Source organism: Candidatus Gullanella endobia, from assembly GCF_900048035.1.
Classification (GTDB): domain Bacteria; phylum Pseudomonadota; class Gammaproteobacteria; order Enterobacterales; family Enterobacteriaceae; genus Gullanella; species Gullanella endobia.
In genome coordinates, this window is sequence record NZ_LN999832.1 from 544,296 (window position 1) to 569,352 (window position 25,057).

Consider the following 25,057-nt stretch of genomic DNA (forward strand, 5'->3'; position numbering starts at 1 on the left):
TAGAGATATCACTCATATTAGTATATAAAAACAATAAATTTTGCTAGTAATAAGGATTACATAGTGATCTTGTTATTGTGTTAATTGTATGAATCATCTCATTTTGTTGATTAATTCTATAATCCTTTTATAGTTGATAAAATTAGACTTAGTGGCACGATAAAAATCTAGGTAAACATGTCATTTTTTTCTCCTAACATAGGAAGACACGATGGTATGATTTAAACTATCGCTACTATGACTAGCCACCTATTTTATTTGATATGTTTGAAAAAAGAAACTTACTAATAATTAAAGGAAAGAAAAAATGAGTGTCAATAAAACATATTTGAAATTAACCTCTTATCTTTTAATGTTTCTTTTTATAACTCTAATTATCTCAATGCATTTATTTCCTTGTTTTATTGCTGGTTTTGCGGCATATGAAATAATTACATCTTTGATACCCTGGTTTGAACGTCTTGTAGGTAGTAATCGCGCACGTTGGGTAGTAGTAACACTAATTACTATGTTTATAGTCATGATTATGACATTAGGTATCGTAAGCTTAGTACATTTTTTGAAAACAGATGTTCAGCGTTGTATCAACATTAGCGCTGAAACTAATCGCATCTTTTCCGATGTAAAGAATTATATTCCTGATTATCTTTCCTTCTTTTTACCAGAAAATACAGAAGAACTAAAAGAAAAACTCTTTGCTTTGATTGAATCTAATTTGATTATTATTCGTAACATGGGTCGTGCTTTTTTACATGGATTAATTACTATTTTTATTGGCCTTATTATTGGTGTAGTAATTTCGCTCAATAAATCGTCTGGTCGAAATACGTATTTTACGCAGCAGTTACTCAAACGTCTAAATTATTTCTCTCAAGCGTTTCGCAATATTGTATTTGCTCAGGTTAAAGTATCTCTGATTAATACACTACTTACATCGATAATGATTATGGTATTGTGTCCATTATTCGACATTCATCTACCTCTGAGTAAAACTTTGATTGTAGCTACTTTTGTTTTCGGTTTATTACCAATTGTTGGTAATCTTATTTCTAACTTTATGATTATTATTTCAGCACTCTCTATCTCTTTAAAAATAGGAGGGATCATGATATTATATCTCATCCTAATTCATAAATTAGAATATTTTCTTAATGCCGAGATTATTAGTAACCGTATTAATTCCAAATCTTGGGAATTATTACTAATTATGCTTATTTTTGAAGAAGCATTTGGTTTAGAAGGGTTAATAGAAGCGCCGATTTGCTACGCTTACTTAAAAACAGAATTGCAAGCACGGGAATTAATCTAATTAGTGATAGACTATGTTTATGATTAGAACTTATTCTCTAAATAAAATACATCATTGATATTTTATTGCTATTACAACGGTAATAGTTTTACTAGTGATATATAAGTAGGTTAGATATCAATCTAATCTAGAGTGATATAAGCTATAATTTATAGTCATTATTTTATTTCTCGTTTCGTTTACAAATTAAACTTCTATTTTGATAGAATAATCGAGGATTTTACTCTAAATAAAGAGTTATATATCTTAACGTCTATAACCTTTATTAAGGTAAAAATATATTTCTAATTATTCTGAATATACTGTTGAATATAGAGTTTTATTAAACCATCACTATAACTCATATTGCATATGATTAATAAAAATTATAACATTTTTTCTATTTATTTAATATTGGCATAGATTAGCACTTTATATTAGGTTCTATTAATCATTAAATATTTTATTTGCTTATGATTACCAATAAAAAACAAAAATTAGAAACGCTATCAGGGCAGAATTAAGTGCTGTTGCTAATTAATTCTAATTAATAACATTTATACCATTCTATTCCCATAACTGGTTCTTAAAAAGAACAAAGCTCTATGAAATTTAAATATTTAATTATATGAAGTAAAATTAAATCAGCTATATTTTAATAAAATAATTAGCGTATATAGCTAACTTTTTATATAAAGGATTATATTTTTCTTTATATTATCACCACATCAATAAAATCATTTCTTGTATAAATTATTAATTATTACTAAGACACTATTTAATCTAAAAAAATTGATGCCCGTTAGAGAACTAACGGGCGTATCATTACGAAAATAAATCTAAAGCTCATAAGAGCTTAACTTCTTATTGCTAAATGAATTGCAAATTATGCAAATCTACTCAGTATTTAAGGTATGATTTTGAAGCGCTGGATGGTTTTCAGTAGTGCTAATAGCAACACGCCGTGGCTGCATCGATTCAGGAATATTTCGTTTTAAATCAATATTCAGTAGACCATAGTTAAAATTAGCCTGTTCTACTGTCATATGTTCTGCCAGAGTAAAACTAAGAGAGAATTCTTTATAGAATAAGCCTTGATGTAAATAATGCGTCTCTTTTTCTCTAAGTACAGGTTTACCCTTAATAGTTAGTCGAAAACCTTCCAACTCAATTGATAGCTCTTTCTGAGTAAAACCTGCTAATGAAAGGGTAATACGATAATGATTATCATCGCTTTTTTCAATATTATAAGGGGGATAATGTATTCCCTGATGATCTTCTTGAATATTGCTAGCTAATTTTTCAAAACCAATCCATTGTCGAAATAAGGGAGAAAAATTATAATTACGCATGTTATTAACTCCTTATATTAAGAAAAACAATCGGCTCAGCTCGTTAATTTGACTTGAGATGAGCTTCTAAAAAAAACTAGTGTATTAAACGTTAGCTTTTGAAAGCTATTTTATTTCAATACGGCGTGGTTTGAGTGTTTCCGGTATAACGCGTTTCAAATCAATAAGCAAAAGACCGTTAACTAATTGGGCATCTTTTATTTGTATATGTTCAGCTAATTGGAATTTACACTCGAAATTACGCTCAGCAATACCCTGATATAAATAATTACGTTTTCTTTGATCATTAATATGAGTGCCTCTTACTGTTAAGAGATTATCATGAGCAGTAATTTCTATTTCATTTTCAGTAAAACCAGAAACTGCAATAGCAACGCGATACTCATTTTCATTTACTAATTCAACATTGTATGAGGGATAACCACCATTGCTCTGACTTTGACCTGCTTCTAATAAATTAACTAAACGGTCAAAACCAATAGCAGAACGGTATAATAGTGAGAAATCAAAATTATGCATAACTTAAAACCTCCAAAATTTAATAAGAATACCAAAAGATTTTCTATTAGAGAAATTGATAATCGGAATACAATTTCTATTCATATGATGAAAATTGTACCTCCATTAGATTTTTCAAGAGACGTTAATAAAAAATATCTAAGTAATCATAAAACATATGAATTAGATTTATTTACTCCATTTGCTCTGTATTAGATTAATTATTTTGATTTTTGTTAGTAAAATAATTTAAAGTCTATTAAATATAGTTATGATAGCAGATTTCATTATGTAATGAGTTAAATCTAATAAGATGAATAAAAGTTATTTTTGTTATAAAATATAACATATTAAAATTAGTACTGTTTTTAGCAATATAACTGCATACCTTTTCTATCAAAACTACTATTATAGTATTCACGTCAGTGAACTAAAGTACATAAGCATTTATAATACAAGTAGTTACTAAAATATTTTAATTGTATGATTCATTTTCATGGAATATAAAAATATTCGTTCTTTTCTTTATTTTAGCTATATATATTATATAGCTTATAAAAACTTATCAGAATAAAACATAAACTAAAATTCTTACCATTATATTTTAATCATTAGTTCTGTTATAATAGAAAATAACTACTATGCTATCAAGGATATATTAATATCAATTTTATTTAAACTATATTAATTTAATATATTTTATTTACTTATTAAAAAAGAAATTTATTAAATTGATATAAATTTATTTATATGCTAAATCTTAGCTTTTTTAACATAAATTTTATTTATAGAATAAATTATTTTTAACAACATAATCTAAACTAGATTAAATCTTAATTATAAAAAATTGCTCTTTTCTTATTATTTTTATTAGAGAAAATATTAAATGTAATTAATTTTTATAATTTTATAAAAGTCAAAAATTCTAAAAAACACAGAAATATAATTGTATTTTAATATCTAAAATTAATTTTTTTTAAAAGAGCTATTAATACTCATAATATAAGAAAATTGATTTATTTTTCATAATAGAAATATTCGTTGACATTCGATTAATCTAGATAAATAAAAATATTTTTATTTATCTAGATTAATATTGACCTTTTAATAAATAGCACTCGACTCAAATTAAATTTCAACTATTTACCATTAATTCAGTTATCAGTATATACGTCTAATTATAAAAAAGAACGTATTATCTGCTTATACATCTATTAAAATAACTTCATTAATACAGTTTTAAAAAGTATTTAAAAAGTTAATAAACAGAAAGAATAAAATATTTTCTATTAAAATTAGCAGAAATTTTTATAAAAACAAATATAACCAATTATATTAAATATAATTGATATGAATAGAATTTTTTTAAAGTTAGAATGATATCAATATATCTAGACTTGATATCTTATAATCTACACTATACCTGATAATAGTTTTTAATAAATTAACTATTCATAGATATATTTTATCTATTTTTAATGTTTTTAATTTCTATTGCTTTAATAGTTTATGTTTCTAATTTTCTTCTAAATTCAAGAAAAATCCTATCTTTATTATCAAATTATAAAATTTATCATAATCCTATTATCTTCGCTATTTTATAAAAAAATAAAATATTGAAGACTAGCGTGCAATATCAATATATTATTATGCTTTATATATAGATTTACTTTTTAATTATATATTACTCAATAGACAAAGTCTGTTATCAGATAAATTCATTTTCATGTAAAATATGATAGGTTATTCAATTAACTTTAAGCGAAGTTGTCAAAAACTATTAAAATAAATATATTCAAAAAAAATTGATTGAAATCAAAAAATCATAAAAATAATATGGACAATATAGATTATAAATAGATTGAATATTCTTAGTTCGTAAAATCTCTGCTTTTTATGATAAAAGTAATAAATACAATAAGATTATTATTAGTATCTATTCAATTAGAATAAAGATGATTCTTTATTCTTGTAGTAAGAGATAAAGAAAAAATAGATATCGATAATTTTTAAAAAATGATTTAATATAATAAATTATAAAATGAAAAATAGTAATTCCTATCAAGGATAACCGACATTATGAAGGTATCGAAAAAATCCAGTTTTAATCATAAAGTAAAGCAACTGTCAACATCTGACATATTTATTATACATATTATATATAATAGTTTTATGTATTATTAATACAATAATAAATGATTTAATTATTAACACACTTGCAGTAATAATTTTCTAACGTAGACTAGAGGAATATTCATTATTAATTAATTTGGATATTATATATGTGTAATATTTCTTCTACTGTAGATAAAACTTTAGATACTCGTGGGCTTCGTTGTCCTGAACCTATCATGGCAATACGTAAAACTGTACGCCATATGTCTGATGGTCAGACATTATTGATTATTTCTGACGATCCGGCAACTACTCGTGATATTCCTAGTTTCTGCCGATTTATGGATCATACTTTATTGGCGAAGATTACGAAACAACTACCTTATCGTTATCTTTTATGCAAAGGGTATGAGCAGCAATCTGATCTTAGTTATTTTTAAAAAAATTAAAATTTAAGGATATAATAAATGTATTATCATAAAGTAATATATAAGCTTTACATAAAGATAGAAAAATAAGCAAAATCCTATTCAGGATAAATGAATAGTAATAATAATTTTTTAAACAAACAATACTTAAAACTAAAAATTCCACTAAAAGTAATGAAATATAATTCTTATATAAAGAATTTTTATTCATTTAGGCTAAATCTAATTTATTAAATTAGAGTATAAGGCGATATAATCAACATCAATCTTAAAATTATAGGTATTAACAGAAATCGAATTTACGTATCATATAAACTGTGCCAGTATTATGAAATAATCGAATCAAATGCTATTAAAGTATATAGCAGGAAAAGAAATTAATAACAACATAAGGTATTCATTTATTTTATAATATGAATTACTTTATAGCATCAACAGTATGCTATTAACTATCGTCGCCAGTGCATCAAATTTGATTTGTATGTAATGAATTAATATTTTTATAAAATCTACGATGGTCTCATAGGTTAATACAGCTGTTGACTGCATTTATTTATTCTGGTATTGGTATCTAGGCAGAGGCAGACGAGCGTTGCCTACCTTCATGCTATTTTACCGCTACTTTTCCTTGGCGTAATTCATGCGTATACATTGCGAGAGACAGCAGGTTTATGAGCAGCGAGTATCCTATTTATCGTATTCAGTTTATTAATAATGGCAAAAATTATCAGTTATTTGTACATGAACTTAGTCAAAGTCCTTTATTTGGGTTTATAGAAATTGGTAATTTTATATTTAGCAATCATACTAATTTGGTAGTCGATCCCTCCGAGGAAAAGCTAAAAACAGAATTCAGCGGTGTCAGTCGTAGCCATATCCCACTTCAAGCTATCATTCGTATTGACGTAGTGACTAAAAAAGGCAGTGCTCGTATTTCCGATTTAGGTGATAATGTTACGATGTTTCCTTATTTACCTAGTAAGAAACTATAATAGAGTAGGGTATGTTCCCCAGTATCCTTATTTTGATTAATTAACAATTTGTTATGCAGGCTATATTTTATGGTCAGTTAAATTTCATGGTCAATAAATTACTTATACCCGTTATTTTTACATGAAATAACTATTTTAAAGATATTAAAATAGAAATATGTTTTTCATAAACTGCTACTAAATTTATTTTATTTCTGTTCCGAATAGATTTCAGTGATATAGAAGTACACATACATATCACTGTTATCAAGCTTAACTAATATTAAGAAAATATTTCAGCAGCTTTATAAAATTATTAGGTTAAATAATAAAACCTAACACTATTAGGATAAATAAATGATATAGATTAATGAGTATTATGTCCTTTCTTTAGCGTAGTGTGACGGATGTAGAGAAAATAAGCAACTTGACCAGCAATTTTCTTTCGATGTAATTGCCAATGAGCTGGTACTTTAGGAGTAAAGCTTTTTTTTTCAGTTTCAATGTAAATCCAGGCGTTATCAGATAAACGTTGATAATACTCTAATATATCTACCGTAGAATTTATTATACCGTGATGAAAAGGAGGATCAATAAAGACAATATCAAAAATAGAACCTGGTTGAGCAAGCCAAAGTAGGCTATTTGTGCTAATAACCTTCGCATGTTTTGTTTTCAACGTTATAAGACTTTGGGTTAGCTGCATACTAATTGCATAATCCTGTTCCAATAATGTAACGCTACTAGCAGCACGCGATAGTGCTTCAAAACCTAAAGCACCACTGCCAGCAAAACAATCAAGACAATGTGCGCCTTGAATAACCGGAGTTAACCAATTAAAAAGTGTTTCCCTAACTCGATTAGCAGTCGGCCTTAAACCTGGCCTGTCTATTACTTTTAGCTTATGACCTCGAAAAAAACCGCCAATAATACGAACTTGGCCAACTGAGTTGGTTATCTTTTTTTTTGCCATAGATATCTCATTATAGGTTAACATATTTTTTAAAGACAATATAAAGCATCAAAAATATACTATTTTAGTAATCAAAAAACATAAAAAATAATATATCTATTTATTTCTATTGTAAATTCTTGTATAATGCATATTGTTCATTAGCAAAAGTTGATGAATTTAGTATTATCAAATGAATAGGTTACTTATTCGCTATTTTAATGTTTAGTAAGGAATGTAACCGAAAATGGCAAAAACGTTATTTCTTTTTCTAGTTAAGTTATTTATTATCAAGATAATAATATGAAGTAGAATATGGAAAACCGATACCTTCTATTGTAGTTACTATAATGTGTGATAAAACAGTGGATGTTATCGAATTACTTTTTTCTAAATAAAAATAGAAAAAACGAATATAGATTATTTTTATCGCTTACTACACAAGATTAAAGTTCTGTTTCTGATCTAATATTAATATTCATTTATATAAAATGAAACTATAAAAACAGAATCAATTTCGATATCTTAAATAGATACGAAAATTATTAGAGATAACAGAATTCTTATAGCTGATAAACCCATTAAACTTTTATTACTTATAGTTATATAGGAAAATGATACGCTCTACATGACAATAGAGATTGTTTCTTTTAGTAATCAAGTTTCATCTCATAATAATGCTATTTTTATAAAACTATCAATATACTACTATGGAATTAATATTATCTGCAGATAATACCTTAGAAAGGTATATCACTTTTTCTAAAATACTAGATAATAAAGCACATGTTTTTGAGCACGCTGGATTATTTACTCGATTAAAAAATAGTCTGATTAGGACTAGAAAAAATTTTGGATCTGAATTTATTGGATTATTTCGTAGTAATAAAATTAGTCATGATCTCTTTGAGATATTAGAAGAAAAACTGCTAGTAGCTGACGTAGGTGTTGAGACTACCCGAAAAATAATTAATAATTTGATAAATCATACCAATCGTAACCATTTAAAGGATACTAAAACGTTATATAGACAATTACGAGAAGAAATGGTAACTATTCTTATCAATGTAGAACAGCCCTTAAAAATAAGAAGAAAAAAACCCTTTGTTATTATAATAGTTGGTGTTAACGGTGTTGGTAAAACTACTACTATTGGTAAACTAGCTTATCTTTATCAATCTGAAGGAAAAAATGTTATGCTTGCAGCAGGAGATACATTCCGTTCAGCAGCGGTAGAACAATTACAGATGTGGGGTGAACTTAACCATATTCCAGTGATAGCACAACAGACCGGGGCTGATTCTGCTTCGGTTATTTTTGATGCTATAAAGGCAGCTAAATCGCGCGATATTGATATATTAATAGCGGATACTGCAGGACGATTGCAGAATAAAACTCATCTTATGGATGAGTTAAAAAAAATTATTATAGTAATGAAAAAATTAGATATTGAAGCTCCTCATGAAGTTATGCTAGCTTTGGATGCTATTACTGGACAGAATAGTATTAGTCAAGTGAATTTATTCAACAATGTAATAGGAATAACTGGTATTGTAGTAACTAAATTAGATGGTACTGCTAGAGGCGGAGTAATTTTTACTATAGCAGATCGCTTCTGTATTCCTGTTCGTTTTATTGGTATTGGAGAAGCTGCTGGAGATCTACAACCTTTTAAAGCTGAAAATTTTATAAAAGCAATTCTGCCAGAAACAGATTAGTATTAGATAGGTTTTCATTCATGTTATGGTTAACATAATATTTTTGACTAACTGTTTGAATCGAAGAGAAGTTTTTCTAGAAAAACTGTTTTTATAGTAATTACTGCTTTATAAATTTTACTAAAATTATTCTAACTATAAGATATATGATATCTAATAGAGATAATTTATCCACTCATCAACAGATTTATTGAAATCACCAGGCGGTAATAAAAGATTAATAATTTCAATGTCAAGTATTTAATATTATAATCTATTAACGATAATATCTAAATCGTGTTGGTGAATAATTTTTATTTCGTATATGCTTATAAAATTAAAATTCTATTTTTATAATATGCTATCTACATATCATTTGTTCCTGAAACAATTTTTTAAACTACTATCTTATATAGTCAAAATATCTATTAAAAACTTTCTTTTAAAATAAAATATCAATAAAGATGTATATTTGTTTAACTAGTATTGTTTATGTATAATATGTACTAATATAACAGCGTATAAAATCCATTATAACTAAGAATAAAATCAACATAAATAGCTAACTGACTACGTCTAGTTATAGAGAAATAATTCTAATCAATATATCACTTGTATTGATAGGGTTTTTAATAACAATATTGACAACTTACAAAAAGTATAAACTATTATAAGCCATACGGTTACCGCTTTACCATTCGCTTTTCTACTACTATTAAGTGATGTATGCACACTATGTCACTAAATATAGTAAATGACTTATCTATTAAGAATTTTCTATTAATTTGGAATTTAAGAGATATCATAGAATAGTAAAAATAACGCATTAAAAGGTATAATGCATTAAGAAAAATATAAAAACTACCACAAGAAGTTTCCTATTGAAATATAATTCATATCGAAATAATATCGCTAGTTATTAAAATTTAATAAATTTAATAGAGTTAATTTCTTGCTTTTTTATAGTAAATAAATTTATCTAGCTATCATTATAAAACTATATTTTATAGGCAATCTATCATAACAAATGACCTCATCATTCTTTTATAACAGAGTTAATTAGTAATAGCTATCGGTGGTCAGATTTTGGTAGATACAGGTTATACGTAATATTTTCTATAAAAACAGAATATTGATCTGTTTTTATAAAGCTAGAAAGATATATCCAATATCGTTTAAGTTCTTTTGACTTATGTATCTATATTTACACAATAATTAGTAATATAGTATAGATAAATAAGGTTATAATGTAATAGCTATATAGCATATATCTAAAATATTCTAGATACCAAATTCAATATACTAATAATCACATAATTTTATTACCGATGATTTTTGTCTATTTATATAAATAAAAGTAATTATAATTTCTAAAAGATAAAAAGCTAAAGATAAAAGTATTGATAATATTCATCTAGAAAATCAAATATAATTCAGAAAAATTTTTTCTGATATAATTATCATTATACTAAAACAGCAGTTAATAATTTCGCAGTTTATAGACAGTTAATTTTATTTAAAGTAAAGAATACAACAAAATAATTATACACTGATATGTAAAGTGTGTTGTCTGATTACCGTTAGGCCTCTATTGCTAAACGCATTTTCTTCATAGCATTTTTTTCAAGTTGACGCACGCGTTCTGCAGAAACACCATAACGGTTTGCTAACTCTTGTAGTGTACTTTTGTTGTTATTATCCAACCAACGCGCACGGATAATATCTTGGCTACGTTCATCGAGATTTTCTATTGCTAAATTTAGTTTATCAGCAGCGTGATCATCCCAGTTATCCTCTTCAATACTATCGGCAAAGTCGGACGATTTATCTTTAAGATAGAGTACAGGCGCTATATGCTGCCCTTCGAAAGGATCATCTTCTGGTGTAGGATCAAGTGTTATATCTTGTGCAGCCATACGAGATTCCATTTCACGGATATCCTTACTGGTTACGCCTAACTCTTTAGCTACTATTTCTACTTCGTCTTGATTAAACCAACCTAAGCGTTGCTTTGTTTTACGAAGATTAAAGAATAGCTTACGTTGTGCTTTTGTAGTCGCCACTTTTACAATACGCCAATTACGCAATACATATTCGTGAATTTCCGCCTTAACCCAGTGAACCGCAAAAGAAACAAGCCGTACACCTACTTCCGGTTTAAAACGACGGACAGCTTTCATCATGCCGATGTTTCCTTCTTGAATCAAATCAGCTTGCGGCAAACCGTAACCTGAATAGTTACGAGCAATATGAACAACAAAGCGAAGGTGAGATAAAATAAGTTGTTTAGCCGCCTCTATATCACCTTGATAATGTAATCGTTCAGCTAGTATTCGTTCTTCATCCGCTGTAAGTATTGGATAAGTATTAGCAGTCCTAACATAAGCTTCTAGACTGCTCTGAGGAACATATACTAACACTTGCATATTTTTGATCATTCAGACCTCTTTCTAGAAACTAAGATATTATTAAAACTATTTAATTAGGAGTCAATATTTAACTATTGAACAGTTGGTAATAAGATCGCGATCCTGTTAGTAAGTTAAGTAATCGAAATATTTATTAATACTTTTATTGTATCAAAATATTAATTAGGTTTAAATGTATAAAAATACTATACTGGTGCTACACCAGAAGACAGTTAGGTTAAAAATCAAGTAATTATAAATAGAACTAATCTTAGAATGTCTTTATCCTATCTAATGTTATAAAACATAAATATAATATTAAACATCTTTGCTATATTCACTGTTTGAATATTTTAACAAAAAATCTAATACTTTATATACAAGATTAGCAACAGAGGCTTAATTAATAAAATCTGACAATACTCCTCTCTTAATAAATAGTTTCAGGATAAACCCATCAACATAACCGATTAATTTTATAACGTTGATAATAATATTATGCTAGATAAAACACTTAGACGTATGCTGTTTCTGATAAACAAATAGTATAACAATTATAGAGTTTTTATTACGGTATATAGTTTTTAACTAGATTAACTATTTCTAATTGAGAGAGCAAAATTTAAGTAATTTCTTTATGTTTTATAACTATTTTCACTATCTATTGTCTAGTGTATTTTATTTATTTAAATACCAAAATACTTATTAAGTTTTATATTAATATAGCTATTAGTTTAGATTAAAGGTAGTTAATATGGGCTATACTTTGCTTTATGGTATTAGTTGCGCGCTTATTAGTATAGGAATAGGGTGGTTCATCGCTATTGCTCGGCTACATCATCAAAATTTATTGCAAGAAGTTGAACGAGTCAATCTTGTACAGGGATTACAAGCGACACGTCAAGCGCTTGTAGACGAACAAAATATTCGTAAGCAAGCTGAGTTTGCAATGCGCGAGAGCGAGCGTGAACAGCGTAACCTTTTTGGTCGATTAACTGCTACTGAGGAGCGTGTAATCTCTCTTGACTATTTTCGTCAAGAGTGTGAAAAACTAAATCAAGAGCTATGTTTGCAGCGAGAAATTAACAGAAATCAGGAAATAGAATTGCGTGAAATAACTATTCGTCTAGATGAAAACCGACTAGCTATGGAAGAAAAACAACGCTTGTTAATAAATAGCGAACAGCGCTTATCAGTACAGTTTGAAAATCTTGCTAACCGTATCTTTGAACACAGCGGACGTAAAGTAGATGAGCAAAATCGACAGAGTCTTGATCGGTTGTTAATACCACTACATGAACAACTAGAAGGCTTTCGCCGTCAAGTTCAGGATAGTTTTGGTCAAGATGCACGTGAACGTCACACATTAGTACATGAAATCCACAATTTGCAACATCTCAATACTCAAATGGTTCAAGAGACCATTAATTTGACACGCGCACTTAAGGGAGATAATAAAACACAAGGAAATTGGGGAGAAGTAGTTCTTAACAAAGTACTAGAAGCTTCAGGATTACGTGAAGGTCATGAATTCGAAACTCAGATTAGTATTCACAAAAGTGATGGTCGACGCCTACAGCCCGATGTAGTTGTAAGGTTACCAAAAGGAAAAGATGTGATCATAGATGCAAAAATATCACTGGTAGCATATGAGCGTTATTTTAACAGCAGCAATGATACTGAATGTAAGTTAGCACTTACTGAACATATTAATTCGCTCAGAACTCATATTAAGTTGTTAGGAAGTAAAGATTATCATCAATTACCAGGATTACAATCACTAGATTATGTACTATTATTTGTACCGATTGAACCAGCCTTTATGGTGGCAATTAGTCATGAGCCGGAGCTAATAAGCGAAGCATTAGTGCATAATGTGATGTTAGTTAGTCCAACTACGCTATTAGTTGCATTACGTACTATAAATAACCTATGGCGTTACGAGCATCAAAGCCGAAATGCTCAAGATATTGCTGATCGTGCAGCGCGCCTATATGATAAACTCCGTCTTTTTGTTGATGATATTAATGCTATTGGTCAAAGCCTTGATAAAGCAAAAGAGAATTATCGGCTAGCAAAAAATAAATTATCTGACGGGCGTGGTAATATTATTAGACAAGCTGAAGGATTCCGTTCTCTTGGTGTAGAAATTAAGCGACCTATTACTTCTACACCTAACATTAGTGCTCCATTTTCTGATTTTTCCAGTAATGCGACGGATTCGATGACTAATCTACCAATAGTTAGTACACTACAAAAAAATATTAGAGATGAGACATAAAACTTTGAAACTATAGCTATATCTATTTTTAGCTCGACTAGACATAAAACTACCAGCGATTTTGCCGTCTACTTTGTATATATTAAACAATATATCATCTCCTAAAGCGCCTTAACTTTTAAACAAAAAGTGCTCGTTGATACACTATAAATAGTATTTTTAATCAAAAATTAATTACTGTAATAGTATATTATATTACAGTAATTTAAGATTCAGTTAAACGGTAACAAAAGCACTAATCCTATTAATATAATTAGAATTAAGTAAAAGTACTAATAAGTAAGGTTGAATACATTAGGAAAAATTAGTGTAGATATTATATATAGTTTATATCCTGTTTTATTAACAGATTATGAGATAAAGACGATATATTTTATTAATTATAAACTTTTATAGATAAAATCTATAGAAAGTATACTTGCAATCCCTATTATTAATACATATTAACAATAGAGATTTCTTATGTCGTCTCAAAATCCTTTTCCTCAACGTTTACCATTATCTTCTACTAATTTACCATTAACGTTTTTCTCTAGGAGATTGGTATTGATCGTAATTAATGGCAAAAATGCCGTAAAATATCTACATGGACAGTTAACCTGTGATGTTGATTCATTAAATATTGATCGCTTTAGTTTTTGCTTATTGTAATGGTAAAGGTAAAATGCTTAGTTATCTAAGCCTTTTTATCATAGAAAGGAAATGATATTTATTGAACGACGTAGTGTATGTGATAGCCAGTTCGCTGAAATGAAAAATATTCTGTTTTTTCAAAAACGATTGTCACTGCTAACGACGAAGTTTTTTTGCTAGGTTTATCTGATTTTTAAGTACAGGAAGCTTTGAGCAATTTTTTACTAAAATTCCTAATTCAACTTACCCAGTAGTACACCATCAGGATACTATGTTGTTATATTTTACTTTGCCAGCACCGCGATTTTTATTAATAAAAACAGTAGCTGTGAGTAACATATTGCAGTATATTTTAAAAAATTAGGCTCAGTTTTAAAACAGTCAGCAATGGTTAGTGTTGGATATTGAAGCAGGCTATCTAGTTATTGATAACGTTAACAGCATTAAATTTCTTCTGCAAGAAGCTAATATAAAAGCGTTAGACGGCATTAACCTTAATAAAGGTTTGTTACATAGGTCAAGAAATAATAGCTCGTACAAAGTATCACGGCTTTAATAAACGTATTATGTACTAGTTGACGAAGGAAAGCTAGTTATATCCTATAGCTGGTAATGATTTAGAATTTAAGATGAGTAATAATTGGCAAAGAACTAGTACAGTTCTTGCAGCCTGCCAATTAAAAAATAATAGCGTCTGGGTACAGGCAATACTGAATAATAACTTAACGCGTAATGATATACTGCATGTTCGATACGATAGCACTATATACTATCTGTAAAACCATTACAGTAGTTTAGTAGCAAGTAAACATTGTTTAAAAACTGTTAATTTTTCTTAAGTTATTGATTAAAAATTACGATATTAAACTATTAATAGCACTTGACTAACTTTTCAGTCTATAAATATGGAGGAAAGCTATCATGATTTAAACAATAAATAAATTACTTTATAAAAAGTAATCGATAGAAATTAAATTGTATCGCTAATGATTCAGGCATAATATCACTAACAGATAAATCTTATAAAAGCTAACAAATATTAGAAATAATTGTTTTATAATTAGATAGGTGATAATGGATATAGTGAAATAGACGTATGAATTTTAGTTTAAATATACAGCTTACTATTAAAAACTAGCTGATTGCTATTAGCTAGTTTTTAATAGTAATTAATACTAGATCAAAGTATAATCACACTACTACCATTATTATTTTAATAAAAATAAGCAATATGAAAGATTAAAGAATACCTTTATGATAAACTAATAACAATTTTTAAGATATATTAAAACTTAATAATTTTTCTTATATAAGAATAGTAACTTAAAATATTAATGAAATAATAATATTTTGCTATCTATTTATATAGATCATAATGTATAATACATTAATCTGAGTAACTAGATAATAAATTTAATATAAAAATCAATATTTAATTCATCTTTTTCTTAAAATTATAGATTTTATAAGTATATTACAAATATAATAAAATAATTTTATATTATTAAAATAATTCAATAAAATATTTTTAGTTAAATTAATAAAATTATAAAAGTCTATAACTTATCTAATGAGAATATAATTCTACTTACAATAACAGATAGCTAGTATAGATAGGATTTCTATCCGAGTCAAACGCATAGAAATAAAACTATGCGCATAGTATCTTATCAGTAATAAGCTTTACTACTTCATTGTAAATTATATAATTTTTATATTTTATTTATCTCCGGTAATAATGATTAGATAATAAAGATCAAATTAAAGACCTATTAGGAATGAAATACTAGAATTTCCCATTATTATAAAACATTTAATAAGTAATATTACAATTTAATTTAACTGTGCTAACAGCGATAACTAGTTCATGCTACTGATAGTTATAAAGATAAAGAAAGTAATATTGACATGGATCTTCAACTAGGAATAAATATAATTCGTTTATATAACTATATTAGCATTCAGCATACAACAGTATCCAATTATAATAGAAGGTGATAAATATTTCTTTTATTCACAGATAAATTGATATATAGGGACTAATATTATTAATATCATCTATGATAATTTCTTCGTATATCAATAAAGTAACTATTAATTTATCATATTTTAGATAATGTATCTCAGTTATTAATATTTGATCTTAATAGTATCGAAAATGATATATCTAAAACTATTCTATTCTTAATACTTGAATAAAGTAATAAAGATTGGCTAATTTATCGATGATGATCTCTCAGATTTATATTTATAATTAATTACATAAAATTGTATCGAGCGTATTTTAGAAAAAGGATTGTTTACAACATTTAATACTCGATAACTTTTATACACAAGCGTACTCTGATAAAACTATAAATAAATGCTAGATAGACCATTCCATTTCTGATAAATAATAATAATCATTATTATTAGCTCGCCATCACTATACAGTTTTTACTCGTATTAACTTACTTAATCACTAGAACTTTGCTATTTCTAATATTTAAAATCTTATTGTTCTTAATTTGAATTATAGTGTTATAACACTAGATCAATATGTTAATATTATTAGAAATATAGATGTATCAATTAGATATTTAATTTTGTATTAAACTTCACTATATTAATTATATTAAATAGTCTATGACTACTCACATCTTAATTATTTAGATCTAGTTAATATCTTAGGTTGTAAATAAAGATATTAATGAACTTAAAAAATTTTCTTTTCATCACATCAAGATTTAATAGATACAAATCATGATGTTTACTGTTTATTTTCTTATCTTTTAAATACTATAAAGTAGATTATATAGCTTAAATAATTAACTAAATATTTATAAAATAATACTATAAATAGAACATTACCTATATAAGAAATAAGCTGTAACTGAAAAGGAAGAAGAGAATAATATCATCGGTATAGCTATAGTATTTATCAATAACACTAATTAATAGTAGTTTATTGCTTTTTATACTAGAAACATTTTCTATGTCATGTGTAATATGAGCCTTTTACCTAAACTAATAATAGTTATTTAAAACAGAAAAACGCACTTTTATAACGGTTGAATTTATGCTATATTTTTTTCTAAATTCGAGTATACACTACAACGATAATTTTAAAAATTCGACATATCATTAATATTTTTCAGATTTGATACACTATATTTTTTGTTACTCTAAATATTTATTTAGAATCAATATAGAAAAACTAAAATTCGAGATACTTTTATTTTATGATAAGTATATTCATTATTATAATGAACAATTAGAAAAGCGCTAGTAAGATAAATATAATAAAAATATCTTAACAAAAAATTATTTACCAATTGATTTCTTACTGAAGTTAATATTGCATTCTATTAAGATAGAAATATACTTTTATTAAAGTTTTTCATATGTTTTCCTATCCAAAAAATTAAAGAGATCGTTGTTATATTTAAGTTATTGCTTTAGTAGTAAATGATTTTGACTTAGCATATTATTTACAACGTAAAATATAAAATAACTTATAGATTAATTATCTTATTAAGTGTAGTTAATTGTATACTCATAGTTTATAATTGGTCTAATCAATAATTTTTATGCCTTGTTCATTACTAATTAATACTACATCAGCGACGCGACGTGCGAATAGACCAACAGTAACAACGCCTGGAATATTGTTAATTGTTTCTTCAAGTGCTACTGCATCTATAATAGCCAAATTGTGGACATCTAGGATGATATTGCTGTTATCAGTTACTACTCCCTGGCGATAGACCGGCGAACCACCTAATCGAACTAATTCACGAGATACCCAAGCACGTGCCATAGGAATTACTTCCACTGGAAGAGGAAATGCGCCGAGTACTTTTACTAGTTTACTAGAATCGATAATACAGATAAACTTACGCGCTACGGCTGCAATAACTTTTTCTCGAGTTAGTGCAGCTCCCCCACCTTTGATCATCTGCATTTTACTATTAATTTCATCAGCACTATCGATGTAAACATCAAGAGATTCCATTTCATTTAGATCGAATAATGGTATACCTAAACTTTGAAATTTTTTAGATGATGCTTCAGAGCTAGATATAACTCCTTCGATTTTATGTTTTAGTGAAGCTAGTATATTAATAAAATGCGCTGTGGTAGAACCGGTTCCAACGCCAACAATTGTACCAGGTCGAATATATTTTAATGCGGCCCACCCAACTGCTTTTTTTAGCTCATCCAGAGTCATAATATATTCACCTATATTAATATATATGAATACTAGCATAAATTAATCTTCAGTTTATTATATAAAGATGATTATCTTAGCTGAGATTCTATATGCTTGATTCTGTAATATATGATTTAGATTTTTAATATGTTGTTTAGACATTACGTATTATCTAATTGTTTTAACATATTATAAATAAATAAAAAATCTTTTTTAATTAGATGATTTTAATACGTATTAATCTTTATTCTTAAAATAAGAAGGAGCAGAAATTACTAATCTTACAAATTAGATAGAATTATTATAAAAAATAGTTGAGCTCAGTTATTAGTATTAATGGTCTTTCAACCTAGATATTACTAATATTTAAATCAGTATTAAATGATTAGCTAATTCGATTAAACCTAAAAGGAAAAGATAAAATTTGCACTTAGATATTTTTGCTATGATTAAGCAATTTAGTATCGTTAACATTAAACTTGATTTGCTATTAAGTGATTTTTTATATTAAAATATTTCTAATAAGGTTTAGTTATAATTTTCTTTCAATAGAAATTTTCTCGTGAAAACATCTTATGCTGTATCTTAATTTCTAAAAAAAATTTATAGTAATTAAAATACTATAAGCTATAGCTTGGCGGTATAGAAATTATAAATTAATTACGAATTAAAATAATATAAACTTATTAATTTGATACTAGAGTTGCATACAATATTATATATTTTATTAGTATTATTTTCATCAAATAATAAAAAGTTTAGAATAATTTGATATTAATGTAATAACAAATGAAAAACTCGCCTTAGGTTATAGCAATTTATTGATAAGCATAATTTTATATTAAACTAATAAAAGACCAGTAATACCATTGATAGTTTTATTAAACTACTTAATATATATAGATATTAATTATATTAAGATTACATCTTCTAGTTCTCTACTTCAGTAAAAGAGATATCTGACAAGGTTTCAGCCGTGGTAACGTCTTGTTTTTTTAGTCTGCGTTTTTGATATTCGATCTAGATGCAGATTTATTTTCGAATAGGGAACCCATTAATCTGATATTTATCTAACGCAACCTTAGCTTTTTCAAGTAGGTCGAAAGTTGCATTTTGCTGATCATTACGCGGAACCCACGCCCGTATTATAAAATCCATAGAGGATGAATGCAGCGCATTTAACCGCACAGTTAAGCCCATATCTTTAATTACACGCCTATCGGAAACTAAAATATCAGTAATCAATTTTTTCACAATATCGATATTTGCATCATAATTAACACTAATGATTGTATCAATTAATCGGTGTGGCCCTTTAGAGAAGTTTGTAATATTACCGGAAAGGATTTTGCTATTAGGAACTACTACAATCTTACCATCATAGGTTTTTAGTCTAGTACAGAAGATCTGTACTACCAATACTGTACCTGAAGTACCAGAAAAATCTACATAATCGCCAGCATGAAAATGACGGAAAGTTACAAGTAATACTCCTGCTGCAAAGTTTGAAAGGGAACCTTGAAGAGCGAGACCAATAGCCAAACCAGCTGCACCGATAACAGCGATGAGAGAAGCAGTCTGTACACCTATTCGGTTTAGAGCAGCGATAAGAGTAAATATCATAATACCATAACGTAAAATTGCTGAAACGAAATCAGCTACCGTAGCATCGATATGAGTCGCTTTCATCATCCGGCTTAATGTACGAGAAACAATCCGTGAAGTTAACAAACCGATAAAGAGAATAATAACAGCAGCAACGATATTGACCGCGTAATGGATTAGCAATTCTTGATTATTAATCAACCAATTCCCTGCATGATTGATTTGATTAACAACATCTATATCTTCCATTTAGGTCTCCTATTCTTCTGTATTTCAAAGAAAACTTAGCTTAAAGCTAATAATAATATAATAATAAAATTATATTGATAATATATAAATACCACTATTTCTATAGTGTTAGTTATTAATATTTCTCATTATTTTAATTTTTGTTAAAAACTTATGGATTTGTTTTGACTAAGAAAACAAATACGCTATCCAGAAGAAAAGAGTTTTTTCGATGGATATCGTAACAACTACTTGCAGTTTACATCAAGATGAGAAAACACATAGATCCATATCTATACTATACATGATTTTAACAATACTTAGCTATAGTACGTTGATAGAGTTTAGTTCTTTGAAGGCTTTTTCTAGGCGAGCCTTCATAGAAATTTGACCAGCGCGAATCCATGCACGCGGATCATAGAATTTCTTGTTTGGTTTATCAATACCTTTCGAATTACCCAATTGAGCTTGCAGATAATCTTTGTTCTTTTGATAATACTTTAGAATTCCTTCCCAAGTGGCCCACTGAGTATCAGTATCGATATTCATTTTTACCACACCGTAGCTAATAGCTTCCTTAATTTCTTCTGGTGTAGAGCCTGATCCGCCATGGAAGACCAAATTTAAAGGTTTTGCCGGTAAACCAAACTTTTCAGATACATATTTCTGTGAACTCTCCAAAATTTTTGGCATCAGCCGTACGTTACCTGGTCTATATACACCATGAACGTTACCAAACGCAGCTGCAATAGTAAAACATGAGCTGATTTCATGTAGTTTTTGATAGGCATAAGCAAGATCTTCTGGTTTAGTATACAATGCAGAGTTATCTATATGGCTATTATCTACACCATCTTCTTCGCCCCCAGTACAAGCTAGTTCGATTTCCAACGTCATATTAAGCTTTGCCATACGTGTTAGATAGTTCGCGCTAATTTTTATATTTTCTTCAAGTGACTCTTCGGAGAGATCAAGCATATGGGATGAAAATAATGGTTTACCAGTAGTTTCATAGTATTTCTCGCCAATATCCAGTAACCCGTCAAGCCAAGGTAGCAGCTTTTTAGTACAATGATCAGTATGTAGAATGACAGGAACACCATAATATTCAGCTATATGATGTACATGTAGTGCACCAGATACTGCCCCTAAGACAGCTGAAGTTTGTCCTTTATCTTTTAAGCCTTCTCCTGCAATAAAGGCAGAACCACCGTTTGAAAACTGCACGATAATCGGTGCACGTACTTTAGCTGCTGTTTCTAATGCGGCATTAATAGAATCAGTACCTACACAATTAATAGCTGGCAAAGCAAAACTGTTTTCTTTCGCAACAGCGAACACTTTTTGAATATCATCACCAGTAATGACGCCTGGTTTAATAAAATCTAAAAAATTAGACATATTACTTTATCCTGTTTTATGGGCTATTAAAAAGCTATAATTTCTTGCTGTATCTATAGCCTGTATATCAGTTGTAGTAACAGAAAATACTGTCAACATCCTGTATGTTTAATACTTAAGTGTTTTGCTCGTTTTTCAAGCATGAGTACTACTGGAAGTTTTTTGCCTTCGACAAATTTTAGAAAAGCGCCGCCGCCAGTAGAAATATAAGAGATTTTATCAGCAATACCAAACATATCAATGGCTGCTAGGGTATCTCCACCACCGGCAATAGAGAATGCCTCGCTATTTGCAATAGCATAGGCTATTGCTTTAGTTCCTTTACAGAAATTGACAAATTCGAAAACACCGATCGGGCCGTTCCACAAAATAGTTTTAGCATTTTTCAGAACATCTACTAAACTAGCAACAGAAACATCACCTAAATCTAGAATCTGTTCATTATCTTGAATTGAACTAATAGATTTCACGATTGCAGTCGCAGTTTCAGAGAATTCTGTAGCGACTCTTACATCGGTTGGTAGATAAATATTTCTGTTTTCTAATAGGTGTTTTGCTTCTGGAATCAGATTAGCTTCATAAATCGATTTGCCGATATTATACCCCATTGCTGCAAAAAATGTGTTGGCGATACCACCACCAACAATAAGTTGATCGGCAATTTTTGATACCGTATCTAACACTGTCAACTTAGTAGAGACTTTTGAACCACCAACGATAGCTACCATCGGCCTGGCTGGATTATCAAGAGCTTTGCTTAGTATTTCTAGTTCATTAAATAACAATGGACCAGCACAAGCAACTTCTGCAAATTTAGCTATACCATGAGTAGAAGCATGGGCTCGGTGGGCAGTGCCAAAGGCATCCATGACAAATATATCGCACAATGCAGCATATTTTTTCGATAGAGCTTCGTCATTTTTCTTTTCGCCCTTATTGAAGCGTACGTTTTCTAGCATTACCAGTTCGCCTTCAGCAATCTTGATACCATTTAAGTAATCTTTAGAAAGACGCACTGGTAAAGAAAGTTTATCTTTAATATAATCCAGAATAGGTTGTAATGAAAATTCTGAATTATATTCACCTTCTATTGGCCGGCCAAGATGTGAAGTTACCATAACGCGTGCACCTTGTTTTAACGCGGCTTCGATAGTAGGTAGAGAGGCGCGAATACGCGCATCAGATATCACTTTTCTGTTTTTAACCTGAACATTTAGATCAGAACGGATAAATATGCGTTTACCAGTTAAATCTAAGTCGGTCATCTTAATTACAGTCACGGTGCGAATCCTCTTTAATACGGAGGCAACTATAGCTGATACGATCACTAAGTTGCTAAATCAGCCTTTTTCAATTAGCATAACTAAATCTGCTTTTGATAGGAATAAATTTTCTGATTTTGTGATATAAATCTTATTAGCAATCTAAATTTATTATATTAGATAGATTATGGATTATAGCAATTCTATCTAGTGGCTTACAACCTATTATCTAAATAGATATATTACTTCTCATAAACTAAAAGGAGAACGATTCATAGGATAATAGCTACACATAGGCATTTTAAATTTTTGTAAAATTTTAAAAAAAAAGATATCTTTATCAACTGACTATTGTAATTTATTTGCATAAATTATCTAGCAAGCTTAAATAATAAATATACTCTAGATTTTCTTTAAATAATAAACAATATTAAATTTGATTTATAAAAATTTTTAATATCAAAGTAAGCAGTGTTTATCTTAATATTGCTATGCTAATTAGCTATTGATATAAAATAACAAAATCTACAAAGTCATTTTTTAAAAAGTTTAATTTGTATTGAGCTAAATCTATTAGATTTATCTTCGAATTAAGCCATCTAACTAGTGATTTAAAAATAAGATGCTTTACCTCATCTATTAATGATGATTATAAGAAATTGAATTAATAAAAAATTCATTACTATGTTAATTATTAATTAATGTTAATTAATATTATCTTTTTGATAATTTTGAGTTTTTTATAATTATAAATAATTAAAAATATTTATTTATCTCTAATCAGAGATAATAGAGTGTTTTATCTGAATGATAATTGCTTAGTTAATCTAAATGTTATTCAGAACTATTTCTTATATCAACTCTTTCATACGATATAAAGAAGCTTGCTTAAATATCACAAATTTTATATTGCTATTTTGCATCTGTTCTTTATTTTAATATAATTACTATTAGTAAATTTTATTTATAGTCAAACTTTATTGAAATAAGCGATTTAGTGAATTTAAAATCATTACATCACTGTAATAATTTTCTTTGCTTATCTTTAACCTTAGTGTTTATAAACAAACAGTACTATCGTTATAGATATAGGTAAAATAATTTTTTAAGATCTACTAAATGTATTTAATTTAATTGAAAAAAGTCTATTTTTAGATTTTTTTAGATGTTAGAAAGACCATCATACAGATTATATATTAGCTCTACGTTTAAACTTGCTTAGAGAACAAAGAACTCAATAAATTAACAAAAAACTAGATAAAATAGCGATGCTATCTGACTTTGATTAACTAATATCAAAAGTAATACTGTAGTGACAAAAGAAATCTAATTCGCTACTGAAAAACAGAAATAATTTTGCATTGTGTATTATAAATCATATCTACTGTAGAAACATATCTATCAACTAAGATAAAAATTAAGTGTAGCATATCCAATTTATTTATTTATTTTTAGTCAAAATTTAAAATTTAAACTTAATATATATTAATTTTAAATTTAAAAAAGAAAAAATAAAATTTGACTATATCAATTTATTTCTGTTTTTATATAAGTCAGAATTATTTTTTAGATAAAAAATCACTAACGTTTGGCTAAAATACTACTATGAAATATATATTTATAAATTAATCCATCTAAATATACACTAACTAACTGTTTTAGTGTTAAAATCTAATTTCCTAGAGGGTAGAATAAAATATGTTTTAATTCTATTCCTCCCAGCGCTACGTGGTTGCTTCCAACACG

13 protein-coding genes and 2 pseudogenes are annotated in these 25,057 nt (G+C 27.8%); 7 read left to right on the forward strand and 8 right to left on the reverse strand.

Annotated elements, in window-relative coordinates:
* Positions 1 to 307 precede the first annotated feature (307 nt).
* A complete protein-coding gene (locus tag FVIR_RS01490) occupies positions 308 to 1,309 on the forward strand; it encodes an AI-2E family transporter (RefSeq protein WP_067498054.1) in 1,002 nt (333 codons plus the stop codon).
* An 875-nt stretch (positions 1,310 to 2,184) separates the two neighbouring features.
* Here FVIR_RS01490 and ibpB read toward each other — a convergent pair.
* Together ibpB and ibpA are read right to left on the reverse strand one after the other, a co-directional pair.
* Positions 2,185 to 2,640 carry a small heat shock chaperone IbpB gene (gene ibpB, locus FVIR_RS01495; protein WP_067498057.1) on the reverse strand — a complete coding sequence of 152 codons (456 nt, stop codon included), beginning with the start codon at positions 2,638 to 2,640 and terminating at the stop codon, positions 2,185 to 2,187.
* A gap of 105 nt (positions 2,641 to 2,745) precedes the next feature.
* Entirely contained in the window at positions 2,746 to 3,159 is a 414-nt protein-coding gene (gene ibpA / locus FVIR_RS01500) for a small heat shock chaperone IbpA (protein ID WP_067498060.1), read from the reverse strand.
* 2,261 nt (positions 3,160 to 5,420) lie between these two features.
* On the opposite strand from ibpA, the gene tusA reads away from it, so the two are divergent.
* Together tusA and FVIR_RS01515 are read left to right on the forward strand one after the other, a co-directional pair.
* Positions 5,421 to 5,693, forward strand: coding sequence for a sulfurtransferase TusA (gene tusA / locus FVIR_RS01510; protein WP_067498068.1), 273 nt, complete (start codon positions 5,421 to 5,423; stop codon positions 5,691 to 5,693).
* Between the two features lie 659 nt (positions 5,694 to 6,352).
* Positions 6,353 to 6,673: a DUF1820 family protein gene (locus FVIR_RS01515; protein ID WP_067498070.1), complete on the forward strand. Its 321-nt coding sequence runs from the start codon at positions 6,353 to 6,355 to the stop codon at positions 6,671 to 6,673.
* A 346-nt stretch (positions 6,674 to 7,019) separates the two neighbouring features.
* On the opposite strand, the gene rsmD is transcribed toward FVIR_RS01515, so the two are convergent.
* Positions 7,020 to 7,625 (reverse strand): 16S rRNA (guanine(966)-N(2))-methyltransferase RsmD, encoded by a 606-nt coding sequence (gene rsmD / locus FVIR_RS01520; RefSeq protein WP_067498073.1) that lies wholly within the window; start codon positions 7,623 to 7,625, stop codon positions 7,020 to 7,022.
* A 782-nt stretch (positions 7,626 to 8,407) separates the two neighbouring features.
* Between rsmD and ftsY the strand changes: the two are divergent.
* Positions 8,408 to 9,322: pseudogene (ftsY, locus tag FVIR_RS01525) on the forward strand (signal recognition particle-docking protein FtsY); the annotation flags it as partial.
* A 1,559-nt stretch (positions 9,323 to 10,881) separates the two neighbouring features.
* Here ftsY and rpoH read toward each other — a convergent pair.
* Complete coding sequence (gene rpoH, locus FVIR_RS01530; RefSeq protein WP_067498076.1) at positions 10,882 to 11,739, reverse strand: RNA polymerase sigma factor RpoH; 858 nt, start codon at positions 11,737 to 11,739, stop codon at positions 10,882 to 10,884.
* 724 nt (positions 11,740 to 12,463) lie between these two features.
* Here rpoH and rmuC point away from each other — a divergent pair.
* From rmuC to FVIR_RS02765, 3 genes are all read left to right on the forward strand, one after another.
* The gene (gene rmuC / locus FVIR_RS01535) at positions 12,464 to 13,990 is read left to right on the forward strand and encodes a DNA recombination protein RmuC (RefSeq protein ID WP_082799140.1); all 1,527 of its coding nucleotides are present in this window, start codon (positions 12,464 to 12,466) and stop codon (positions 13,988 to 13,990) included.
* 462 nt (positions 13,991 to 14,452) lie between these two features.
* On the forward strand, positions 14,453 to 14,641 hold the full coding sequence (locus tag FVIR_RS02720; protein ID WP_231908311.1) for a hypothetical protein: 189 nt from the start codon (positions 14,453 to 14,455) through the stop codon (positions 14,639 to 14,641).
* Between the two features lie 611 nt (positions 14,642 to 15,252).
* Positions 15,253 to 15,402 (forward strand): hypothetical protein, encoded by a 150-nt coding sequence (locus FVIR_RS02765; RefSeq protein ID WP_332840896.1) that lies wholly within the window; start codon positions 15,253 to 15,255, stop codon positions 15,400 to 15,402.
* Positions 15,403 to 18,176: 2,774 nt separating this feature from the next.
* On the opposite strand, the gene rpiA is transcribed toward FVIR_RS02765, so the two are convergent.
* From rpiA to FVIR_RS01555, 4 genes and pseudogenes are all read right to left on the reverse strand, one after another.
* Positions 18,177 to 18,833, reverse strand: a complete 657-nt coding sequence (gene rpiA, locus FVIR_RS01540) for a ribose-5-phosphate isomerase RpiA (protein ID WP_067498079.1) — start codon at positions 18,831 to 18,833, stop codon at positions 18,177 to 18,179.
* A 952-nt stretch (positions 18,834 to 19,785) separates the two neighbouring features.
* A pseudogene (gene mscS / locus FVIR_RS01545) lies at positions 19,786 to 20,669 on the reverse strand (small-conductance mechanosensitive channel MscS).
* A gap of 303 nt (positions 20,670 to 20,972) precedes the next feature.
* Positions 20,973 to 22,049, reverse strand: coding sequence for a class II fructose-bisphosphate aldolase (gene fbaA, locus FVIR_RS01550; RefSeq protein ID WP_067498085.1), 1,077 nt, complete (start codon positions 22,047 to 22,049; stop codon positions 20,973 to 20,975).
* A gap of 92 nt (positions 22,050 to 22,141) precedes the next feature.
* Positions 22,142 to 23,329, reverse strand: coding sequence for a phosphoglycerate kinase (locus FVIR_RS01555; protein WP_067498088.1), 1,188 nt, complete (start codon positions 23,327 to 23,329; stop codon positions 22,142 to 22,144).
* Positions 23,330 to 25,057: the final 1,728 nt, after the last annotated feature.